At 70.2% G+C, this 20,781-nt stretch carries 17 protein-coding genes and 1 tRNA gene; 10 read left to right on the forward strand and 8 right to left on the reverse strand.

Annotation, left to right across the window (positions count from 1 at the left end):
* Positions 1–488: 488 nt before the first annotated feature.
* Positions 489–758: a GlsB/YeaQ/YmgE family stress response membrane protein gene (locus NYZ98_RS27560; RefSeq protein ID WP_262846460.1), complete on the forward strand. Its 270-nt coding sequence runs from the start codon at positions 489–491 to the stop codon at positions 756–758.
* 529 nt (positions 759–1,287) lie between these two features.
* Here NYZ98_RS27560 and NYZ98_RS27565 read toward each other — a convergent pair.
* Entirely contained in the window at positions 1,288–2,961 is a 1,674-nt protein-coding gene (locus NYZ98_RS27565; RefSeq protein ID WP_262846461.1) for a DUF2637 domain-containing protein, read from the reverse strand.
* Positions 2,962–3,310: 349 nt separating this feature from the next.
* Between NYZ98_RS27565 and cysS the strand changes: the two genes are divergently transcribed.
* The 3 genes from cysS to NYZ98_RS27580 all read left to right on the forward strand — a co-directional run bounded on the left by cysS (position 3,311) and on the right by NYZ98_RS27580 (position 5,884).
* The gene (gene cysS, locus NYZ98_RS27570; protein ID WP_262846462.1) at positions 3,311–4,708 is read left to right on the forward strand and encodes a cysteine--tRNA ligase; all 1,398 of its coding nucleotides are present in this window, start codon (positions 3,311–3,313) and stop codon (positions 4,706–4,708) included.
* Positions 4,709–4,729: 21 nt separating this feature from the next.
* Positions 4,730–5,707, forward strand: coding sequence for a 23S rRNA (guanosine(2251)-2'-O)-methyltransferase RlmB (gene rlmB, locus NYZ98_RS27575; RefSeq protein ID WP_262846463.1), 978 nt, complete (start codon positions 4,730–4,732; stop codon positions 5,705–5,707).
* A gap of 104 nt (positions 5,708–5,811) precedes the next feature.
* Positions 5,812–5,884: transfer RNA gene (locus tag NYZ98_RS27580), tRNA-Thr, on the forward strand.
* Positions 5,885–6,075: 191 nt separating this feature from the next.
* Here the strand turns inward: NYZ98_RS27580 and NYZ98_RS27585 are convergent.
* On the reverse strand, positions 6,076–7,146 hold the full coding sequence (locus NYZ98_RS27585) for a DUF6461 domain-containing protein (protein ID WP_262846464.1): 1,071 nt from the start codon (positions 7,144–7,146) through the stop codon (positions 6,076–6,078).
* 313 nt (positions 7,147–7,459) lie between these two features.
* On the opposite strand from NYZ98_RS27585, the gene NYZ98_RS27590 reads away from it, so the two are divergent.
* Positions 7,460–7,981 carry an AAA family ATPase gene (locus NYZ98_RS27590; RefSeq protein WP_262846465.1) on the forward strand — a complete coding sequence of 174 codons (522 nt, stop codon included), beginning with the start codon at positions 7,460–7,462 and terminating at the stop codon, positions 7,979–7,981.
* A gap of 81 nt (positions 7,982–8,062) precedes the next feature.
* Here NYZ98_RS27590 and NYZ98_RS27595 read toward each other — a convergent pair whose 3' ends face one another.
* Positions 8,063–8,626 (reverse strand): TetR/AcrR family transcriptional regulator, encoded by a 564-nt coding sequence (locus NYZ98_RS27595; protein WP_262846466.1) that lies wholly within the window; start codon positions 8,624–8,626, stop codon positions 8,063–8,065.
* Between the two features lie 84 nt (positions 8,627–8,710).
* Here NYZ98_RS27595 and NYZ98_RS27600 point away from each other — a divergent pair, with 84 nt between their 5' ends.
* Complete coding sequence (locus NYZ98_RS27600; protein ID WP_262846467.1) at positions 8,711–9,781, forward strand: saccharopine dehydrogenase family protein; 1,071 nt, start codon at positions 8,711–8,713, stop codon at positions 9,779–9,781.
* A 184-nt stretch (positions 9,782–9,965) separates the two neighbouring features.
* Here the strand turns inward: NYZ98_RS27600 and NYZ98_RS27605 are convergent, their stop codons facing one another.
* Complete coding sequence (locus NYZ98_RS27605; protein ID WP_262846468.1) at positions 9,966–11,261, reverse strand: FAD-dependent oxidoreductase; 1,296 nt, start codon at positions 11,259–11,261, stop codon at positions 9,966–9,968.
* A gap of 53 nt (positions 11,262–11,314) precedes the next feature.
* On the opposite strand from NYZ98_RS27605, the gene NYZ98_RS27610 reads away from it, so the two are divergent.
* Entirely contained in the window at positions 11,315–11,896 is a 582-nt protein-coding gene (locus tag NYZ98_RS27610) for a TetR/AcrR family transcriptional regulator (protein WP_262846469.1), read from the forward strand.
* 8 nt (positions 11,897–11,904) lie between these two features.
* Here the strand turns inward: NYZ98_RS27610 and NYZ98_RS27615 are convergent, their stop codons facing one another.
* Positions 11,905–13,260: an FAD-binding oxidoreductase gene (locus NYZ98_RS27615; protein WP_262846470.1), complete on the reverse strand. Its 1,356-nt coding sequence runs from the start codon at positions 13,258–13,260 to the stop codon at positions 11,905–11,907.
* Positions 13,261–13,307: 47 nt separating this feature from the next.
* On the opposite strand from NYZ98_RS27615, the gene pdxR reads away from it, so the two are divergent.
* From pdxR to NYZ98_RS27630, 3 genes are all read left to right on the forward strand, one after another.
* A complete protein-coding gene (pdxR, locus tag NYZ98_RS27620; RefSeq protein WP_262846471.1) occupies positions 13,308–14,729 on the forward strand; it encodes a MocR-like pyridoxine biosynthesis transcription factor PdxR in 1,422 nt (473 codons plus the stop codon).
* Between the two features lie 118 nt (positions 14,730–14,847).
* Positions 14,848–16,032, forward strand: a complete 1,185-nt coding sequence (locus NYZ98_RS27625; protein WP_262846472.1) for a winged helix DNA-binding domain-containing protein — start codon at positions 14,848–14,850, stop codon at positions 16,030–16,032.
* Between the two features lie 316 nt (positions 16,033–16,348).
* Complete coding sequence (locus NYZ98_RS27630; RefSeq protein WP_262846473.1) at positions 16,349–17,989, forward strand: cellulose binding domain-containing protein; 1,641 nt, start codon at positions 16,349–16,351, stop codon at positions 17,987–17,989.
* Positions 17,990–18,066: 77 nt separating this feature from the next.
* Here the strand turns inward: NYZ98_RS27630 and NYZ98_RS27635 are convergent, their stop codons facing one another.
* From NYZ98_RS27635 to NYZ98_RS27645, 3 genes are all read right to left on the reverse strand, one after another.
* A complete protein-coding gene (locus NYZ98_RS27635) occupies positions 18,067–18,810 on the reverse strand; it encodes a class I SAM-dependent DNA methyltransferase (protein WP_262846474.1) in 744 nt (247 codons plus the stop codon).
* Positions 18,811–19,026: 216 nt separating this feature from the next.
* Positions 19,027–19,515 carry a CAP family protein gene (locus tag NYZ98_RS27640; protein WP_262846475.1) on the reverse strand — a complete coding sequence of 163 codons (489 nt, stop codon included), beginning with the start codon at positions 19,513–19,515 and terminating at the stop codon, positions 19,027–19,029.
* Between the two features lie 670 nt (positions 19,516–20,185).
* Entirely contained in the window at positions 20,186–20,740 is a 555-nt protein-coding gene (locus NYZ98_RS27645) for a GNAT family N-acetyltransferase (protein WP_262846476.1), read from the reverse strand.
* Between the last annotated feature and the right edge of the window lie 41 nt (positions 20,741–20,781).

Here is a 20,781-nt window from a genome sequence, read left to right on the forward strand (position 1 = left end):
CACCGGTTACCCCCGCCCCCGGTCCCGCCCCCGGTCCCGCCGCCCCCGGCTATCTCCTCGCACCCGCTGCCATGCAGTGGGCGCCGACGCGGTGGGACGGGGTACGGCGGACTCGGCGCCTCGTACGGCGAGTGGCCGGTGACCCTCATGCGTCTCATGGTCATCACCTGTCTCACCAGGTCACAGCAGTCCCGCCGAGCCACCTCCCCGGCCCTCCCAACGCCCCCATCCCCCGAAATTTCGCAACAAGCCGGGTCCGGTCGCCAACCGCCGGGCGGGCAGGCACGTCTTATAAGCGGGATCCCAAAAGGCGGGTGGGTCGAACTGCTCGCGAACCTGAGGACGGCGGCCCCTCGCGGCGCGGTGAGGGACGCCGTCCTCTTTTTTGGCCGCCTGACCAGGGATTTTTTACTTTCAAGGATTAGGCCCCCAAATCCGGGTAGCCATCACTTCAGCGTGAAGGTGCGAACCTCAAGGGGAGGCTCAATATGTCCATTCAAACCATTCTCGGCGCGATCGTCATCGGTGCCATCGTCGGTGCTCTCGGTCGGCTCGTTCTCCCGGGCCGTCAGCCCATCGGCTGGATCCTCACGATCGTCGTCGGCATCGTCGCCGCGCTGATCGGTACGGCGCTCGCCCAGGTCCTCGGTGTCGCGACGACCAACGGCATCGACTGGATCGAACTCGTCATGCAGGTGGTCCTGGCCGTGATCGGTGTCGCCCTCGTGGCGGGCCTCCGCGGCCGAACCAGGGTCTGACCCTTGGCGAAGCGCACCACCCGGTGATCTTCGCCGCCCGATTCGCCAAGACGAACTCATGGCCGTAAGGCCCTGAAGCGCGGCGATCACCCAAACGGTGCCAGCTTCGCCGGCACCTTCGAAGATCCGCCTGGCCCAGCCAGGCGGATCTTTTGCATTCCCGGCGCGACCGCCCCCGTCAGCGGTCCACGAACCGTTCTCAGACCCACAACCCAAGATCCCTTTAGCGTTCTCAGTACGTACATGAGAAGAGATCCCTCAAGCGTTCTCAGGAGCGCCATCAGAGATCCCCCCGAACGGACCTCAGGACCCTCAGCGACCGTACAAACGGTGCTCAAGGACCCCGAGCGACCGTCCGAACGGTTCTCAAGGACCTCATCAGTGACCTCGGAACGGTCTCGCGACGCACCACAGCGATCTCCGAACGGTCCAAGGAACCACCAGCGACCCGCCGAACAGCCCCAAGGACCCGCCGGTGATCCAGCGGCGTACGCAGGACCCTCGCTTGGCCACTCCTTGGGGTGGCGGGCTACTCCTCAGGCGGCAGCGGGGTGCTGCGCATCCGGCCGCTCGGGGGTGCCGTGGGCTCGCTCGCGTACGCCTGCCGCCTCTCCGCGGACACCTCGTCCTCGTCGGCGCTGTCGGGGCCGTGAGCGGGGTCGGGGACGGCGTCCGCGGCATCCGTGCCGGCCCGCAACGGGGTGGCGTCCTCGCGGAGGTGCGGATAGGGCTGGGTGTCCACCGCCCCCTCCTCGCCGGGCTCGGCGGGCGCGTCGGAGGACGGCCGTCCGGGCTGGTCGGTGACCTGTGGGTACGGCTGGGTGTCGCCGGGCTTGCGGTCGCGGACCGGCTTGGGCAGCGGATGGACGAGTACGTCCCCCGTGGAGGGCCTGACCAGGTCCCCCCAGCGGAGCGGCATGTCGGGATCACGCGGTCGCACGGGCGGCGCCGTACGGCCTCGCGGCTTGGGCACCAGCCGCTGCTCCGGCTCCGGCACGGGCACGGAGTGCTGCTGCTCAGGCGCGGCGGCCTCCTGCTCGCCCCCGACAGGCTGACCCTCGCCCCCGAGATGCTGATCCTCGCTCCCGCCCGAATGATGTCCGGCCTCGGCCGCGCCAGATTGTTGTACGGCTTCACCAGGCTGCTGTGCGGTCGCCTCGGGATGATGCCCGGTCGCGCCGGGCTCGGGCGCGGCATGCCTGGGCGAAGGGTGCTCGCCCCCGGCACGCTCGGGTACGGCATCCCCGACCGGAACGCCCGGATCGGCCGGCTTGGCATGCCCTCCAGAATCGGCGTCCCCGATCCGCCCTGTGTCCCTGATCCGCCCTGTGTCCCTGATCCGGTCCGTGTCCTCGGTCCGGCCCGCGTCTGCGTGCCGGTCCGCGTCTGCGTGCCGGTCCGCGTCTGCGCTTCGGCCCGCGTCATCGAGCGGATCCTCGTCCGGCAGGGGCGGCAGCTCGTCCACGGTCGGCGTCTCGGGCGCCGGAGTCGGCGGCACGACAGGGGCGATCTCCTGGTCGGGCACATGCGGCCGGTCCAGGTGCGGCGCGAAGTCCCGCTCCAGCGGGGAAACGTGACCCGTATGGCTCGTGTGACCGGTGTCGAGCGGCGGGGCCAGATCGGGGTCCCGCTCTTCTCCCCCGAAGGGGACGATGTCACCGCGCGGCGCACGCCCAGGAACGTCCCCCGGCGCGCCCTCAAGATCGTCGTACGTACGGACCGGGAGGCGCCTCGCCGGGAGCATGAAGAGCCACAGTCCGACGACCAGCATCACCCACGGGGCCACGGCGACGGCCACCGCCGCCTGCCGCGCGCCGATCGAGACGCCCGTCACGATCGCGACGTTGGCCGTGGCCGCCCCCACGATGAGCAGGGCGAGGATCAGCACGGCCTGGACCCGCACGAGCAGGCGCGCGGGGCGCAGCAGGAGCACGCTGATCAGCGCGATCGCGAGGAGCGCGTCGAAGCCGGCGGGGTACAGGTAGGTGAAGTCGACCCGCGCCCCGCCCTTCTCCGCGAGGGCGCGCAGCGCGTCGAAGGACAGCACGCAGGCGGCGGCGGCCAGTGCGGCGACCCCGAGGGCCGCGACGGCGGTCCCGAGGCGGCGCAGTACGAGCGCCGCTCCGCTCGGCTGGGCGGTGGCGGGCTGGGTCTCGGGCCGGCGGGAGGACTGACCTGCCGCCAAGGGGGGAGTGACGTCCATGGCCCTTCGAGCCTACAGAATCGGGGATCCCGTAACCGGCGCGTACGCCGACGCCACGCGGTGATCCGCCACATCGGACCCTGCCCCGTCCGTGCCCCCTCGCCTCCGCCCGGCGGGGGTCCGGGCCCGATTTCCGGGAATCGGGCGTGCTCAAAGGCGGTTCGCCCGAACCTGGCGACAAGGTTGTGCATACCTATGCATAAGGTCACGGACAAGGTGTTCCATTAGGGAGAAGGCCCCCAATCCCCTAGCCCTCGCCGAAAGGTCATCGGATTCACATTCGATTTGACGGCTTGTGAGGTCGGGCAACCAGTCCTGCCACGGCGTGCGAGGCATTAGCCTTGCGTTCGTGAGTCTGCGCCTATACGACACCAGCACCCGTGCGGTCCGCGACTTCGTCCCCATCCAGCCGGGCCGGGTCTCGATTTACCTCTGCGGGGCCACTGTCCAGGCTCCGCCGCATATCGGTCACATCCGCTCGGGGGTCAACTTCGACGTCCTGCGGCGATGGCTCACGCGGTCCGATTACGAGGTGTCGTTCTGCCGCAACGTGACCGATCTCGACGACAAGATCATCCGCGTCGCGGCTCAGGAGGGCGTGCCGTGGTTCGTGATCGCCGAGCGCAACCAGCGCGCCTTCACGTGGGCCTATGACGTCCTCGGCTGCCTGCCGCCCACGGTCGAGCCCAGGGCGATGGGCCACATCCCCGAGATGGTCGAGCTGATCCACCGGCTGATCGACAAGGGCCACGCCTACGCCTCCGGCGGCGACGTCTACTTCGACGTGATGTCCTACGCCGAGCGTTACGGCAGGCTGTCCAACCAGCGCCCGGAGAACATGCGGGCGGCCGGGGACACCGACACCGACTCGGCCAAGCGCGACGGCCGCGACTTCGCCCTGTGGAAGGGCGCCAAGCCCGGCGAGCCCACGTGGCCGACGCCCTGGGGCGCGGGGCGTCCCGGCTGGCATCTCGAATGCTCGGCCATGGCCACCAAGTACCTCGGCGAGACCTTCGACATCCACGGCGGCGGCGTCGACCTGATCTTCCCGCACCACGAGAACGAGATCGCCCAGTCGCAGGCGGCCGGAGACGGCTTCGCGCGCTACTGGCTGCACAACGGCATGCTCAAGATCGGCGCCGAGAAGATGAGCAAGTCTCTCGGCAACTCGCTGCTCGTGCCCGCCATGCTCGGCAAGGTGCGCGCCGTCGAGCTGCGCTACTACCTGGTTGCGGCCCACTACCGCTCCTCGATCGACTACTCCGACGAGGCGCTGGCCGAGGCCGCCGTCGGATACCAGCGCATCGAGGGTTTCGTCACCCGCGCCGCCGAGGTGATCCACGACGTCGACGCGGCGGCGCCGCTCCCGCAGGCGTTCGTGGACGCGATGGACGACGACCTGGGCGTGCCGCAGGCCCTCGCGGTGGTCCACGAGGTCGTCCGCGAGGGCAACGTCGCTCTCGCGCACGGCAACAAGGAACAGGTGGCACGACTTCTCGCCGAGACCCAGACCATGCTCGACGTCCTCGGGCTCGATCCCCGATCACCTCAGTGGCGCGAGTCCAAGGGCGACGCCGGCCTCCGTGACACGGTGGACGCCCTGGTCAGGGTGGCTTTGGAGCAGCGCCAGGCCGCGCGGGCCCGCAAGGACTACGCGGCCGCCGACGCCATCCGCGACCAGCTCGCCGACGCGGGCGTGGTCGTCGAGGACACCCCCCAGGGCCCTCGATGGGAACTGGCGCGCTGATCGCGCCGGTAGGCTGGGACCATGGCTGGTGGGGGTAGTAAAGGGTCCGGTAGGCCCGCGAAGAAGAAGGGCCCCACGCGGGGCACCGGTGGGCAGGGCCGTAGCGCTCTCCAGGGCAGGGGCGCGACCCCGCCCGCCCATGAGCGGCACTGGTTCAAGGACAAGCAACGCGCCCCGGGCGCGGCAGGCGCCGCCTCGGCGGCCCCGCGCGGCGGAGACCGGCCCGCGCGGCCGACGACCCGTGGCAAGCGCGACGACTCTCCCGAGGTCATCGGCGGCCGTAACCCGGTGGTCGAGGCGCTCCGCGCCGAAGTGCCCGCCAACGTGCTCTACGTGGCGCAGCGCGTCGAGAGCGACGACCGCATCCGCGACGCGATCAAAATGGCGGCCAACCGCGGCATCGCGCTGCTCGAGGTCAGCCGCGACAAGCTCGACAGGCTGACCGACGGCGCGGTCCACCAAGGCCTGGCGCTCCAGCTCCCGCCGTACGACTACGCTCACCCCGAGGACCTGGTCGAAAGGGCGCGGGACGCGGCCCAGATCCCGCTGATCATCGCCCTCGACAGCGTCACCGACCCGCGCAACCTCGGCGCAATCGCCCGCTCCGCCACCGCCTTCGGCGCCCACGGCATCCTCGTGCCGTCCCGCCGCTCGGCCGGGGTCACGGCGGGCGCCTGGAAGACCTCGGCGGGCACCCTCGCCCACCTCCCCGTGGCCCGGGCCGCCAACCTGACGAGCACGCTCCGCGAGTACCGCGAGCAGGGCCTGTTCGTCGTCGGCCTCGACGGCGACAGCTCCACCGACATCGGCGACATCAACCTGGCCACCTCGCCGCTGGTCGTCGTGGTCGGCTCCGAGGGCAAGGGCCTGTCCCGCCTCGTCCGCGAGGCCTGCGACGTGATCGCCCGCATCCCCATGAGCCCCGCCGCCGAGTCTCTGAACGCCGGCGTGGCCGCAGGCATAGCCCTCTACGAAATCTCCCGCCTCCGCCGCGCCTGACCCCCGCCACCACCGCCCTCGCCGATCCGACCTTCGCCCTCCACTGGTGCCAACGATCGGTGACGTCGCCCGCACGATACGACTAAACTCGTACCGCACCGCAGGCCGACGTAGCTCAATCGGCAGAGCAACGGTCTTGTAAACCGTAGGTCAGGGGTTCGATTCCCCTCGTCGGCTCCCAGCCCAAAGGCCCCTCGCAACCCTCGCGAGGGGCCTTTCGCTAACAACCCTGCTAACGCTCAGAACCGTCATCCCCGAAAACAAGGTCCTCCGCTTCGCTCCGGGCAGTTTCCCAAGGGGCTCCGCCCCCTTCGACCCCCAATGAGGGGCTCCGCCCCTCAAACTCCCCGGCATAGGTTACGGCGACGCTAACCCTGGCCCTCCCCTCGCCGCTCGATCTCGTCGTAACCAGCTCGCAGGACAGTGAGACGGATACGGTCCGGACCGTCTAGCCGGAGCATCTCCGCGTACCATAAGGCTTCCCAAAGGGCTGTTGCAGGGCTCTCGTTCAGGGCCGCGATCATGACCCTGACCGCCCGACTCTCGACCACAAGCCGATGAGCCGGCGAACCCGGCTCCACGGGCCCGGAATCATGCACGGCCGCGGCCTCAGCAAGGAGATCGCGTTCGACATCTTCCAAGCGCGTCTTCACCTGCTGAGCAACCTCACCCTGCGCTCTCAACGCCGCAAGAGCTTCTTCGACCAACGGTCTCGACAACCCAGCCCGATCTCCCACCAATTCCGCGACGTATGCCGCCATAGCCCTGAGCTTCTCCCGCGCAGGATCCTCTACCAGCGCCGCCAATTGAGGGTCCTCGGCCAGAAGGGCGCGCTGCTCCCGCAGATACGCATCCCGTTCATCATCGGTTTCGGAGTCGGGGGGGTCCGGAAGCGCCTGGATGATCGCGCTGAGCCGGGGCTCGCTGAACCAGTCCGCGCCAAGATGTTGCCCCATGACGGTCTCCGCCAGCCTCAGCGCACCGACCCGCCAGTCCTCGTCCAATTCGGCGACGCTCTCCCAGCGCAGCAGAAATGCCTCGTCATCGTCCCCTTCCTCCGGGTCGAACGGGTCGATGACGGCGATGATGCGTCCGCGTTCGGCGTAAGCGATCTGAGCATCGCCATTCACGTTCCAGAAAACGCTCATGGCCTGGCCATCGCTTGACAAATCGGCCAGCACCGGCAGGCGTGAGCCCTGGAACCCGTTGGGTTCGACGATGAGGTTCCACTGCCCCAGCTTTCCGGTGAGAGCGGAGCCAGAATATTGCGGGAGCGCATCGTGGGCCGCTGTGACGGTCTCGGGGAGGCTGCGACGGCTGATCGTCTGAGGCAGGCCACCGATCCGAAGCAACGCCTCCTCGGAGTCAAGGCCATCGCACCAGGTCAAGCACAGGGAGTGGGTCATGAACGATGGGGGCGGCTGATGGTCATCAGGCATTTCGGCAGCTCCGCAACTGCGTAGTCGGTAATGCGCGGACACCGGTGGCGGACGGCTGGTCAGTCGCCCGCCACGATTCATGCAGGCTAATTCATGATCATGGTGCTTCTCAGTCAGGAACGAAAATCTCGTCGGCAGCTCATCCGGCGCTATCCCATTAGTGCAGAGCCGGCCTTCTGCCGCCGTCACCGTTCCAGCACGAAACCCCTTGATAGCCTGGCACGCATCGCGGGCGCCCACTGGGCCGTGAAGGCGTTCTTCCAAGCCCCAAGAGTCAGATCAGCCTGCACCACTCGCACTAGCATCGGGTCCCGTGATCGTATGGCTTAACGGCACCCACGGCGCAGGTAAGACGACGACCAGCGCAGTCGTGCGGCGACTGATCCCGGATTCACGAGTGTTCGACGCCGAGAAGGTTGGCGAGACGCTTATGGACATCACGCCAGGACTGCCCGCGACGGACAACTTCCAGCACTGGCCACCTTGGCGGCCACTCGTAGTCGAAACCGCCCGCCGCGTACTCGACTACACCGGCGGCACTCTGGTGATGCCTATGACCGTCCTGGTCGAGCAGTACTGGCGCGAGATCAGCACGGGCCTCGCCCAGCATGCCATTCCAGTACGGCACTTCGTCCTTCACGCTGACCAAGACACCCTCCTCGGGCGGATCGAGGGGGACACTCTTCTTGGCCCCTCCCCCTTCCGGCTCAAATACCTTGAGCCCTACGCCGAGGCGGCCCGCACATGGCTACACGCCGAGGCCGAGGTCGTCGACACCACGCACCTAACGCCCGCCCAGGTCGCTCTGCAAATCGCAGAGGCCGTCAGAAGTTGAGGTCGGCTCCCAATCGGTTGCGGTGCATGGGCGTTGGTCCCCGCATCATGCCCATTCTTCGTGCTGATGGCGGTCGACTGATCAGCCGAGTGCGTTTCGGAGTGTTGCCAGGGTTTTGAGGATGATGTCGTAGAGCTTGCGGTCGTTGGGGGTGTCGAGCCACTCGGATAGGGAGACGTAGATCAGGGTCACCGACGTTTCGGCGAGGAGGGCCGCTCGGGGTGGGTCGATGCCTCGGGTCTGGAAGCCTTCGCGGATCGCTTCGGACATGGCCGCTCGCTTGCGCAGGTCGCGTTCCTGCAAGCCGGTGTCGGCGCGTACCAGTTCGCGGCGGGCCAGCAGGGCTGCTTTGCGGGGCTCGAAGCGGGTTTCGGCGACTGTGCGCAGGCCCTCGACGATCAGGGCCAGCGGCTCGGCCGACGGGGGAGCCTCGGCCATCATCGTGGCGACCATGGCCGGCACCTCGGCGTCGTCGGCGTAGAGGACCTCGCGCTTGTCGGCGAAGTGCCGGAAGAAGGTGCGCGTGGTCAGCCCGGCCCGGGCGGTGATCTCAGGGACGGTCGTGGCGGCGAAGCCCTGCTCGGCGAAGAGCTCCAGCGCAGCCTGCTGAAGGCGTTCACGCGCGTCGGGCCGCCATCTGCTCACGTCGCCAGTCTAGTGATGACATGCCGTGTCGTGGTCAGCTAGTGTGATGACACGGCGTGTCATCACAGAGAGTGGAGCAGAGATATGGCGGACGTGTGGATCCTGGGTGGGACCGGTCGCAGCGGCAGGGCGATCGCCGCCCAGTTGCGTGCGCGGGGCATCCGGCCGGTGCTGGTCGGGCGGGACGCCGCGCGCCTGGTCGCGGTGGCCGGGGGCGATGGCATGGTGGTGGCCGGGTCGGTCGAGGCGATGGCGGCCGAGATCCGTCGGCGGCGCCCGGCCGCGGTCGTCAACACGGTCGGCCCGTTCACCCGTACCGCGACGCCGGTGATCCGGGCCTGCCTTCACGGGGGCGGCGACTACCTCGATCTGGCCAACGATCTGTCCGCGGTGGCCACGACGCTCGCGTTGGGCGATTCGGTCGCGGCCTCCGGGCGTACGGTCGTGACCGGTGCCGGATTCGGTGTCACCGCGACAGAAAGCGTGGTCGTGAAGCTCTGCGAGGGGCGCATCGCGCCCGAGCGGGTGAGGGTCGACATGGTGCCGTCGCTCGACACCCAGGCGGGCGTGGTCGGTGAGGCGCTCGCCGCCACCATTCTCGACGGGATCCCGGGCGTCGAGGGCGGCGGCCGGTTCCAGGGACGGCGATACCGCGACGGACGGCTGGTGGCGGCACCGATCGGCGGTGACCCGATGCGGCTGACGCTGCCCGATGGCGGCGTGGTCACCACGGCCGGTATGCCCCTCGGCGAGCTGATGGCGGCCCAGCGCGCCAGCGGCGCGCCGAATGTGGTCGCCGCGTCGAGCGAGGCGCCGTCCTCGCCGGTGGTCCGGGCGATCCTGCCGGTGGCCACGGCGGTGCTGGGCATCCGCCCGGTGCGGGAGTTCGCGATCCGGCGGCTGGCCGCGGTGAAGGTCGCGGCCAAGCCGAAGCCGCGTGAGCACTCGTGGGGGCACGCGGTCGTGCGCTGGTCCGACGGCACTACGCGCGAGGGCTGGCTGCGGCTCGGCGAGGCCCAGGAGTGGACCGGCGCGGTGCCGGCCGAGGTGGTGCGGCGGCTGCTGGCGGGCGAGGGCAAGCCGGGGGCGTTCACCCCGGCCGCGTTGTTCGGCCCGTCCCTGGCCGAGGCGTGCGGAGCCGAGTACGTCGTCTGACGGTATCGGCGCTGTTCGCGTTGGGGGACCACGAGCCGGTCGTACACCCCTCGGCGTATGTGCATCCCGATACCGTTGTCATCGGCTCGAGCTCTCGGTGTGGCCGGCCGCCGTGCTGCGAGCCGGCTTCGGCAGACTGTGGGAAGCGCCATGGGCGCTCACGGGGGACCCGCGCGAGTATCCATCACCGCAGATGAGCGGGCTTCCCGTTGGGCAAGTCGGTCGTGCTGAGGTAGTTGCTGACGTGGCGGAGCCAGGTGGTGTAGCCGGTGGTGACCAGGGTGTCGGGGAGCAGGCGTGTCAAGAACTGGGGGCGGTACTTGTTGGTGCTTTCGGTGGCGGCCAGGTTCGCGGCGCGGGCGGACTGCCGGGAGCGGATCCGCTCGTAGCGGCGCAGCCGCTCCGTCACCGAGCCGGGGCCGTCGAGCACCTGGCCAGGGCCGTCCAAGGCCAGGCCGGGGCCGTCGAGAACCTGGTCGGGGCGGTCGAGGGCCGGGCTGGGGTCGTCCAAGGCCGGGCCGGGGCCGTCGGGCGCCCGGCCGAGGTCGGTGAGCAGTAGGCCGGGGGCGGTGAGTTCGCGGGTCAGGGTCCAGCCGTCTTCTAGTGCCTGGTTCGCGCCCTGGGCCATCGTCGGTGGCATGGAGTGGGCGGCGTCGCCGGCAAGTGTGGTGCGGCCTCTGCCCCAGATCTTCGGTACGCGGTGGCGGTGGTGGGTGAAGCGGTCGATCTGCCCGATCGAGGCGAGCACCTCGGGGACGGGCGCGGCCCAGTGTCCGAAGCGTTCGGTCAGCGCTTCGACGGGCGAGGTGGGCAGCGGCGCGCGGTGGTCGGTCCGATGGTCGAACCACCACAAAAGCTGCCCCTCCCCGGCGGGGATCAGGCCGCAGAGCCCTTCGCGCCCGATCATCATGACGACCCGGTGGGAGGAGACGAGGTCGAGCGGTCCCCTGACGAACCCCTGCCAGGTGACCCACTCCGTGAGCCGGCCGGGGTCGGCACCCCACAGGTGATCGCGTACCACCGAGGAGCGCCCGTCGGCCCCCACGATGACGTCGCCGCGCGCCGTGCTCCCGTCGGCGAAGGTGATCTCGCCCCGCTCGTGGTCCACGTGCGCGCAGGTGTGGCCGAAGCGCAGCACGCCGTCGGGCAGGCCGTCGGAGAGGCGCTCGACCAGCCGTTGCCGGGGCAGGTGCACGTTCGGTGTGCCGTAGCGCCGGGCCACGGCGGCGACGTCGACGGTGACCAGCAGCCGCCCGCCGGACGACCGCGACTCCATCGCGTCGATGCGCCGTCCGACACCGGTGAGGTCGACGTCGAGGTCGCGCAGGATGCCGGTGCTGCCGCTCCAGAGCGTCACGGATCCGCCCACCGTTCGCAGCCCCGGCGCCCGCTCGTACACCTCGACCTCGTGCCCCGACCTGATCAGGCCGCGCGCGGCGGCGAGTCCGGCGACGCCCGCGCCGACGACCAGTACTCTCATTCACGTCACCCTATTTCCGATACCCCAAGTATCTGATACTGAAAGTATCATATATGCCGAGTAGCCCGTCCCCGAGGGGCCGGCGGCCCGATCCGGCCGTCGACGCGAAGATCCGCTCCGCCGTCATGGACCTGCTGCTCCAGCGCGGCCTGGAGGTGACGATGGACGAGGTGGCCGCACACGCCGGAGTGGGCCGTGCCAGCGTGTTCCGGCGCTATGCGACCAAGCGGGACATGCTGCTGGACGCGCTGGCCCAGATGTTCGACATCCAGATCGCCATCCCCGACACCGGCTCACTGACCGGCGACCTGCGGCAGGTGGTCGTCGACACGCTGGCCGCCTGGCAGGACGACCGGGTCGCCGCGCTGAGCCGCCAGATCCTGGGCGAGACCGGACGCGACCCGGCCGTGGCCGACCTCGTGCGCACGAGCATGCGCGACCGGATGGCCCGAACCTGGGCGGTCTACGACCGGGCGATCGAGCGGGGCGAGCTCCGCCCGGACAGCGACCTGTGGCTGCTGACCGACCTGTTCGCCGGTCTCGTGGCTTACCGGGGCCTGCTCAGCCTCGACCTCCCCGACCCCGACGAGATCGTCCGGTCCCTGCTGTACGGCTTCGCCCCGGCGGGCCGGTAGGGCCCTGGTCAGAGGGAGGTCGCCGGTTTGATGTTCTGGTTCAGGTGGAAGATGTTCTGGCGGTCCCACGTCGTCTTCAGGGCGGACAATCTGGCCAGCTTGGCGGCGGGATAGGCGCGGCGGATGCCGCGCTGGCCGTCGTCGGCGGTGAGGGAGTTGACGTAGACGCCGCCCGCGTACGGATCGAGCGCGGCGCCGGCGGCGCGGGCGGCGGCCATCCTGGCGGCGTCCTCGGCCGCGTCGGTCCAGCGGGAACCGGCGCCGAACTCGAACATCGTGCCCCGGTGGCTGAACGCGGCGTCGGACTCGGCGACGTCGGCGATCGCACCGCCGTGCGCCTGCAGCCCGACGCCGGGCAGGTGCGTGCCAGAGCTCAGATCCGTCGCGCCGCGCAGGAGGAACGCCTCGATCGCCGAGGTGGGGAACCGGTTCAGATAGTGGGCGCTGGAATACCTGCGGTACGTGTGGCCGCCGCTGGAGTCGTCCCGCCGCTGCAGTTCGAGGTACGACGGCGTCGTGACCCGCTCCGCGACCGGACGTCCGAGCGCGCGCATCGCCGGCAGCAACCGGCGGCCCCGCACGGGGTCACCGACCCAGACGAACCCGACGGTGGCGATCGGGCCGCCGGTCGTGTCGCCGACGTCCGCCGTGAACGTCGCCTGGCGCGGCGCGACGGCGGACAGGTCCCGCCAGCCTTCGAGCACCGGCACGGCGTCCTCGGCACGGAAGTCGAACTGGGCGACGAGCGTCCGCGTGCCGGTGCGGTGGAGCTGGAACTCGAACTCGGTGACGATGCCGAAGTTGCCGCCGCCGCCGCGCAGGCCCCAGTACAGGTCCGGGTTCTCGGTGCGGCTCGCGGTCACGACCTCACCTTCGGCCGTGACCATCGTGTAGGACACCACGTTGTCGCAGGCCAGGCCGTACCGGCGGGCCAGCCATCCCATGCCGCCGCCGAGGGTCAGGCCGCCGACGCCGGTGTGCGAGACGTTGCCGGCGGTGGTGGCCAGGCCGTAGGGCTGCGTCGCCCGGTCGAGCGCGCCGAGCAGCGCGCCTCCCTGTACCCAGGCGCGCCGCCGGACGGGGTCGACCCGTACGCCGTTCAGCGGGGTCAGGTCGATCATCAGGCCGTCCTCGGGCACGGCGAAGCCGGCCACGTTGTGCCCACCGCAGCGGACACCGATCTCCAGGTCGAGCTCGCGGGCCAGGCGCACCGCGGCCACCACGTCGGCGACGCTCGCGGCCGACACGATCATCCTCGGCCGGCGGTCGATCATGGCGTTCCAGATGGAGCGGGCGGTGTCGTAACCGGCGTCGCCGGGGGTGAGGAGCCGGCCGTCGAGGTGCGGAGCGGTTGTCGTCGTCATGTGTTTTAGCCTGCCGGAAATCGGTACACCCGGTAAGGTCCGATCACATGGGCCGAACAAGGACCAATTCCAGCACCGCCGAAGACCTGCTCATCGAACTGGACCGCACCGGGACCGAACCCCTGCACCGGCAGCTCGAGGCCGCGATCCGGGCCGGCGTCCGGGCGGGCCGGTTGCGGCCGGGCGCGTCGCTGCCGCCCACCCGCACGCTCGCCACCGGCCTCGGGGTGTCGCGCGGCGTGGTGGTGGAGGCGTACCAGCAACTGGTAGCCGAGGGCTACCTCACGAGCCGCTCCGGCGGCTACACCCAGGTCACGGCCGAATCCGTTCCCGAGCCGGCTCCGGTGGCCGGGGTCACCACGGGCCGCACGGCCTTCACGATCGACTTCGGGTACGGGCGCACGGACGTGTCGGCGTTCCCCCGGGCGGCCTGGCTGCGCTCGGTGCGCACCGTGCTCACCACCACGCCCAACGACCGGTTCGCCTACCTCGACGGGCGCGGCGTCCCCGAACTGCGCGACGCCCTCACCGACTACCTCAACCGGGTCCGCGGCACCTCGGCGAGCCCGGAGAACATGGTGATCTCCAGCGGGTACGGGCAGGGCGTCGCGCTGCTGATCCAGGTGCTCGCCGCGCGCGGCGCGCGGCGGCTCGCCGTCGAGGACCCCTCGCCGGAGGATGACGCCCGCCTGGTCGCCAGGTCCGCCGGGCTCGACGTCGTCGGCATTCCGGTCGGGCCGGACGGCATCCTCGTCGAGGAACTCGAGAAGGCCGACGCCGACGCCGTCGTGCTGACGCCGTCGCACCAGTGGCCCACCGGCGGGGTCCTCTCGGCCAGGGCCCGTGCCCAGGTGATCCGCTGGGCGAGGGGGCGCGGGGCCGTCGTGATCGAGGACGACTACGACGCCGAGTACCGCTACGACCGCGCACCCGTCGGCGCGATCCAAGGCCTGGCGCCGGAGCACGTCGTGTACTGCGGCACGGCGAGCAAGACGCTCGCCCCCGGGCTGCGCCTCGGCTGGCTGCTGGTGCCGCCGCACCTGGTGGACGACGTCGCGGCGGCCAAGCTGGTCGCCGACCGAGGCTCGTCGGTGATCGATCAGCTGACCTTCGCCGACTTCCTCAACCGGGGCGAGTTCGACCGGCATCTGCGCCGTATGCGGCCGATCTACCGGCGGCACCGGGACGTCCTGCTCGCCGCGTTACGCGGGCGCCTGCCCGACTTCGTACCGGCCGGGGTCGCGGCCGGCCAGCATGTCGTGGCCTGGCTGCCGCCTGACCTGGACGAGGCCGCCGTCGTGGCCGCCGCCGCCCGGCGCGGCCTCGGCATGTACGGCGTCGCCCGGTACCGCCTGCGTCCCGGCGGCCCGGGCGGGCTGCTCTTCGGTTACGCCACCCTGTCCGAACGCACCATCATCCAGGGCGTCGACATCCTCGCGGACGCGGTCGCGGAGGTCCGCGACTCCTAGCGGCCGGAGGCCCGCGACTCCCAGCGGCCGGAGGTCCGTGACCTGGCGGACGGGGGTCGGCTTCGGCGGGCCCGGAGTTGTCGTAGGCCGCCGATACGCTGCCTGCGAGGAGGCGGTAATGCTGCGGATCACCCAGGCCCAGGCGCTCACCCTGCGGATGGCGGCCCTGCTGCTGCCCGAACGGCGGCACGCCGACGGGCATCACGGTGCGGACCGGCATGACGGGACGGACCGGCCGGCCGACGTGGCCGGGGTGGTGACCTGGCTCGGTGCGATGCAGGCGCAGGACCTGGCCAGCGGCCTGTGGTCGTTCGGTGTCCGCCTGCCTGACCACACCGTCGGCGACGTGACCGCCGCGCTGGAGCGGCGCGAGGCGCTGCGCACCTGGCCGATGCGCGGCACCGTCCACTTCGTTCCGTCGCGAGACGCCCACTGGATGCTCGACCTGATGGGTCCGCGGGCGCTGGCGGGCGCGGCCAAGCGGCGCGAGTTCCTGGGGTTGAGCGAGGAGCTCGCCGAACGGGCGCTGGAGGTGCTGGGCGCGGAGCTGGCCGGAGGCGGCCGATTGACCCGGTCGCAGTGCCTCGCCGTGCTCGCCGACAAGGGCATCGAGGGCGCCGGCCAGTTCGGCTACCACCTGCTGTGGTACGCCAGCCAGCGCGGCGTACTGTGCATCGCCCCGAACATCGGCAACGAGCAGAGTTTCGTGCTGCTGGACGAGTGGGTCCCCGACCCGCACCGGCCCGATCGCGAGGAGGCGCTGGCCACCCTGGCGCTGCGGTTCTTCCGCGGCCGTGGGCCGGCGACCAGGCAGGATTTCGCCGGCTGGACCGGGCTGACCGCCGCCGACGCCAAGCGCGGCATCGCGGCGGCGGGCGACCGGTTGACCGGCGTGACCGTCGAAGGCGTCGAGATGTACCTGGAACCGGCACTGCTCGCCACCGCGCCGTCCGAGCCGCACCCGAGACCGCTCGACACCACGCCGGCCACGACGGACGGCGGCGAGTTCCGCGTCCTGCCCGGGTTCGACGAGTACCTGCTGGGCTACAAGGACCGCTCACTCATGCTCGCCGACGAGCACAAACCGGCCATCATCCCCGGCAACAACGGCGTGTTCCAGGCGACCGTGGTCCGCGACGGCCGGGTCGTCGGCACGTGGAAGCGGTCACTCCTCAAGACCAAGGTGCAGGTCGTGGTCCGTCCCCTCGTGCCGCTGGGCACGGACGACCTGGCGAAGATCGAGCAGGCGTTCGAAGGGTACGCGCGCTTCGTGGGCCGTACGCTCGAGATACGCCCGCCGTGAGCAGGACGAAGACGCGCCTGGCATGAGCCGGACGAAGATGTGGGCGTGAGCCGGACGAAGATGCGCTGGGCATGAGCCGGGGGTTCCGATCGACGGCGCCGGGACCGGGGTCGTGGTGGACGGCGGGCTCCGGCGTCCACCGCCCGCGTGCCGCCGTGCGCCGCTGAAATTTCCACGAGTGACCTGGTACTTCGCGGCCCCGCCCGGCCGCCGCCTCGACATGGGCCGACGTACGCGTCTACCGTCCGCACACCGAATGATCGGCAGGGCGAAGCCGGTCGGCCACCGCCCGCACCCCGTCCGTAAGGGAGTCACCATGCGACGGCGACTGGTCTACGCTCTCCTCGCGGCGCTCGTCGCGTTGGCCGGGCTCGTGGTGACCATGCCCGCGCTCTCCGCGGCCGTGGTGGCCTCGCCCGCGTCGTCCGCGGCGGCGCCCGTGAGGATCATGCCGCTGGGTGACTCCATCACGGGTGGGCCCGGGTGCTGGCGGGCGCTGCTGTGGGATCGGCTGCAGCGTACGGGCTTCACCAACATCGACTTCGTCGGGACCCTGCCGGGCGGCGGGTGTTCGGTGGCGCACGATGGTGACAACGAGGGGCACGGGGGGTTTCTGGCCACCGGCATCGCGAATCAGGACCAGCTGCCGCCGTGGCTCGCCGCCACCCGGCCGGACATCGTGCTCATGCACCTGGGCACCAACGACGTCTGGAACAACCTTCCGACCGCGAGCATCCTCGCCGCGTACGGCAAGCTGGTCGACCAGATGCGCGCGAGCAACGCCGGCATGAAGATCGTCGTGGCCCGGATCATTCCGATGACCCCGAGCGGGTGCACCTGGTGCCCGTCGGGCGTGGCGGCGCTCGACGACGCCATCCCCGGCTGGGCCGCGGGTAAGACCACCGCCCAGTCGCCGATCACGGTGGTCGACCAGTTCACCGGCTTCGACACGGTGGCCGACACGAACGGCGACGGGGTACACCCGGACGATTCGGGCTTCCAGAAGATGTCCGACCGCTGGTACCCGGCGCTGACCCCCCTCCTCGGCGGCGCCCCTCCCACCGACACCACCGCGCCGACGGTCCCGGCCGGGCTGACGGTCACGGTCGGCTGCCCGGCGAAGGTGACGCTGAACTGGACCGCCTCCACCGACAACGTCGGCGTCACCGGCTACGACGTCTACCGCTCGTCCAACAGCGGCCCGTTCACCTCGGTCGGGACGACCACGACCACCTCGTTCACCGAACCCCTCGCAGGCGTCTACAGGTACGAGGTCCGGGCACGCGACGCCGCCGGCAACGCCTCGGCCTTCACGGCGCCGGTCACTGCCGCGCCGCCGCCGTGCCCGACCAACCCGCCGCAGGACACGCGACCGCCCACCGCGCCGGGTACGCCGACCGCGAGCGTCACCTGCGGTTCGGTAAGGCTGACCTGGGCCGCGTCGACGGACGACGTGGGGGTCACCGGCTACGACATCTGGCGTGCGCCCGGCACCACGGGTGGCACGTTCGTCTCCGCCGGCACTTCGGCGACCACGTCGTTCACGCAGTCCGGCGCGGGGACCTTCCGGTACCAGATCCGGGCACGTGACGCCGCCGGGAACACCTCCTCCTTCTCCTCCGCCGTCACGGTCACCGTCACGGCCTGCCCGGGGACCGGCGCGTGCACGGCCGTGTACAGCCAGGTCGGCGGCTGGCCCGGGGCGTTCCAGGGGCAGGTGACCGTGACCAACACCGGCACCACCACGACCACCGGGTGGACGGTGACGCTGACCTTCTCCAGCGGCCAGCGGATCACCCAGATCTGGGGTGCCCGCACCGACGGCACCGCCAGCCCGTACGTGATCGCGAACGAGAGCTACAACGGGACGCTGGCCCCCGCCGCGGCCACCACGTTCGGCTTCCTGGCGAGCGGCACCGGCGACCCGCCCACGGCCACCTGCGTCCGGACACCGTGAGGCCGGCTCCTGACCCGCCCACGGCCACCTGCGTCCGAGCACCGTGAGGCCGGCCCCCTGGACTCGTGGGCACGACGTCAGCGGTCCAGGGGGAGGCGGTAGACGGACACGTGGGAACGTGTTTCGGCGGTGAACTCGGCTCCGGCCCAGTCCCCATGCCTGGCCTCCAGCTCGAACCCGGCCAGCTGGGCCATGAGGTCGAGCTCGGACGGCCAGATGTACCGGTGCGGGGTGCGGAACAGCTGGGCCTGCCTGCTGTCGTCGAAGACGAAGTGATGCGACACGACGTGCTGGCGCAGGGTGTCGTAGGTGTCCAGGCCGATGTGGCCGGGCTCGGAATGCCACACCGTGGCCTGCTGGCCCGGTGGGAGCTTGCGAAGCTCGGGCACCCAGAGCTCGATCACGAACCGGCCGCCGGGCGTGAGGTGGCGGGCGGCATTCCGGAAGCACGCGACCTGCTCGGCCTGGGTGAGCAGGTTCGCGATCGTGTTGTAGACGAGGTAGACGAGTGTGAATTCGCCCGAGGCGACGGCGGTGGCCATGTCGCCGACGACGACTGGGATCGTCGCTTCGTCCGCCTTCGTCCGCAGCTGAGCGAGCATCGGAGGCGACAACTCGATACCGGTCACCGGCACCCCACGCCCGGCGAGCGGAACGGCCACCCGCCCGGTCCCGATGGCGAACTCGAGCGCCCGCCCGTCACCGGCGAGCTCGGCGAGACGTTCCACGGCCGGCCCCAGAACCTCGGCCGCGAACATACCGGTCCCCGGGGTGTCATAACGCCGGGCCGTGTCAGCGTCCCAGATCTCTTCCTGTCGCATGCCTCCCACGATCACCACACGAACGCATGGTGTCCACCGATTTTTCACGGTCCATGAGGCGCCGGTCTGGAAAGTGGTGGCGAGGCGCGGTGCACGCAGACGGGGAATACTTTGTGCGTCCAGGAATTGTTCCATGATACCGGCGCCGCCCAGGAATGGGCGACGCCGGCCGGATACCGCATCCTGGTTCTCGATGGTTCAGGCAGAGGTGTCGGTTCAGGCGGGGAGGACGTTTTCCGCGAAGGCGCCCTGCATGTTGCCTGGGGGTTCGAAGACGAAGACTATGTAGGTTTCGAAGTATTCGCTGCCCTGGCCGGAGGCGCGGCCGATGCCGACCTTTGTGCTGCCTTTCCAGACGAGCTGGGTGAAGTGGCCGCTGCTGCCACTGAACTTGGCGGCGGAGAAATCGTAGGCGTCGATCTCGCTGTACCAGCTCTTGACCGCTTCCGAGCCGGGGAGCGCTTCTGAGCCGCCGCCCCAGAAGATGTTCTCGCCCGTGCCCGCCCGTAGACCGGTGTGGCCGGCGCCGAGTGCCTCCTGCTCGGAGCGTGAGGTGGCGCGGGATTGGGCGTAGGCGTTGAGCGCGGGGTCCAGGACCAGGGGCGGTGCGTGGTGCTTGGCCCGGAAGGCGTTGGCCTCGGCGAGGGCTTCGGCCTGGAAATCGGCGGTCGTGGTGTCGGGGAGTGCGGGACGGGTTCCTGGCATCGGGTTTCCTCAAACGGCACTTTGTGCGCCGGCCGGACCACGATCTCTGCCGACCGTGGATTTCTCGGCCAATCTTTTACCTGGTTCCTTCTATTCGGCAAGGACCGACCCGGAATGCGGGGCCGTAGGGGAAACCGGAATTGATTCGGTCTCTGGATATTCGGCTTTTGTGCCTGCGGAGCGGCTTTCGAGGTGCGGTGCGGTGGGTGGAGATTCCAGGGAAAATGGGCATGGTGAAGAGGCGGACATCGTTGTTCGGGGCCGCCGGGGTGGGGTAAAGGGCCGTTTTCGATTTGCGTAGGGGGAGGTGTCAATATCGGGAAGTGGGCCGGCGCCGGGCCCGTCTTCCGTTTCTGGGGCCTCTCGCGCCTGGACGGCGAGGGGTGGGCGGTGGCCGGGAAGACATGGGCGGACAGGTGGTCGGCCGAGGTGGGCAATTCACGGGCAATGGCGTCGCCGGACTCGACGGGAGGGTGCCTGCGGCAGGTCGCACGACGTGTCCATCCGATCTCAAAGGGTTAGATCGCATGTTGAGCTGAACACGTCAGCGCCGGAGCGTCAATACTCGAACACGATCTGTGAAATACGGGCTCTCGGCCGAGGCAGGCGAGGAGGAATCGTGTGTCGGCGAAAAGACGGAGCCGGTGATCGGCCACGTCCGCCGGGTGTTTCACCGCTGGGCGGTCACATGGAGTTCTCGTGAGGCGGGGCGGGTGTGAAGGTGGCCGGGGTTGGGGAACGGGGGGTGGGGCGGGAGCACCGCTTCCAGGGTGTAGCCGCATTTCTGGGCCACCCGGCAGGACGCGAGATTGTCCACCTGGTGGAGGAGGTCAAGGCGTTCCAGGTTCAAGGTCGTGAAGGCCCAGCGGGAGACGGCGTCCAGGGCGCGTACGGCGATGCCCCGGCCACGGGCCTCCGCGGCCGTCCAGTAGCCCACCTCGGCCGACGGCTCGCCCGGGACGAGCTTCTTCAACAGGATGTGGGCCACCGGCCGCCCGGCCTCCAGCACGGCGAAACCGCACCGTTCCCTGTCCGCCCAGCCGCGACGCTGCGTCTCCAGCCACTCCTTGGCGTCGTTCTCGTCGTTCACCGGGAACCTCGTCCAGCGGCGCAGCACCGGATCACGATAAATCTCGATCAAGGCGGGTATGTCGTCTGTTTCCCATGGCCGGAGGTCGAGCGCGGGAAACCCGGGGGTGGCGTCGGCATGGAGGTGGATCGTCATCGTGCCTTCCTACACGGCCTCCGCGAGATAGGCGAGCGTGG

This window comes from Sphaerisporangium corydalis, from assembly GCF_025506355.1.
GTDB classification, from domain to species: Bacteria; Actinomycetota; Actinomycetes; order Streptosporangiales; family Streptosporangiaceae; genus Sphaerisporangium; species Sphaerisporangium corydalis.

Bases quoted from the DNA above. Each gene is read 5' to 3' on its own strand.
- NYZ98_RS27560 (WP_262846460.1), top strand. From the start codon at position 489: ATGTCCATTCAAACCATTCTCGGCGCGATCGTCATCGGTGCCATCGTC.
- NYZ98_RS27565 (WP_262846461.1), bottom strand. From the start codon at position 2,961: ATGGACGTCACTCCCCCCTTGGCGGCAGGTCAGTCCTCCCGCCGGCCC.
- rlmB (WP_262846463.1), top strand. From the start codon at position 4,730: ATGGCTGGTGGGGGTAGTAAAGGGTCCGGTAGGCCCGCGAAGAAGAAG.
- NYZ98_RS27585 (WP_262846464.1), bottom strand. From the start codon at position 7,146: ATGCCTGATGACCATCAGCCGCCCCCATCGTTCATGACCCACTCCCTG.
- NYZ98_RS27600 (WP_262846467.1), top strand. From the start codon at position 8,711: ATGGCGGACGTGTGGATCCTGGGTGGGACCGGTCGCAGCGGCAGGGCG.
- NYZ98_RS27605 (WP_262846468.1), bottom strand. From the start codon at position 11,261: ATGAGAGTACTGGTCGTCGGCGCGGGCGTCGCCGGACTCGCCGCCGCG.
- NYZ98_RS27610 (WP_262846469.1), top strand. From the start codon at position 11,315: ATGCCGAGTAGCCCGTCCCCGAGGGGCCGGCGGCCCGATCCGGCCGTC.
- NYZ98_RS27615 (WP_262846470.1), bottom strand. From the start codon at position 13,260: ATGACGACGACAACCGCTCCGCACCTCGACGGCCGGCTCCTCACCCCC.
- pdxR (WP_262846471.1), top strand. From the start codon at position 13,308: ATGGGCCGAACAAGGACCAATTCCAGCACCGCCGAAGACCTGCTCATC.
- NYZ98_RS27625 (WP_262846472.1), top strand. From the start codon at position 14,848: ATGCTGCGGATCACCCAGGCCCAGGCGCTCACCCTGCGGATGGCGGCC.
- NYZ98_RS27630 (WP_262846473.1), top strand. From the start codon at position 16,349: ATGCGACGGCGACTGGTCTACGCTCTCCTCGCGGCGCTCGTCGCGTTG.
- NYZ98_RS27635 (WP_262846474.1), bottom strand. From the start codon at position 18,810: ATGCGACAGGAAGAGATCTGGGACGCTGACACGGCCCGGCGTTATGAC.
- NYZ98_RS27640 (WP_262846475.1), bottom strand. From the start codon at position 19,515: ATGCCAGGAACCCGTCCCGCACTCCCCGACACCACGACCGCCGATTTC.
- NYZ98_RS27645 (WP_262846476.1), bottom strand. From the start codon at position 20,740: ATGACGATCCACCTCCATGCCGACGCCACCCCCGGGTTTCCCGCGCTC.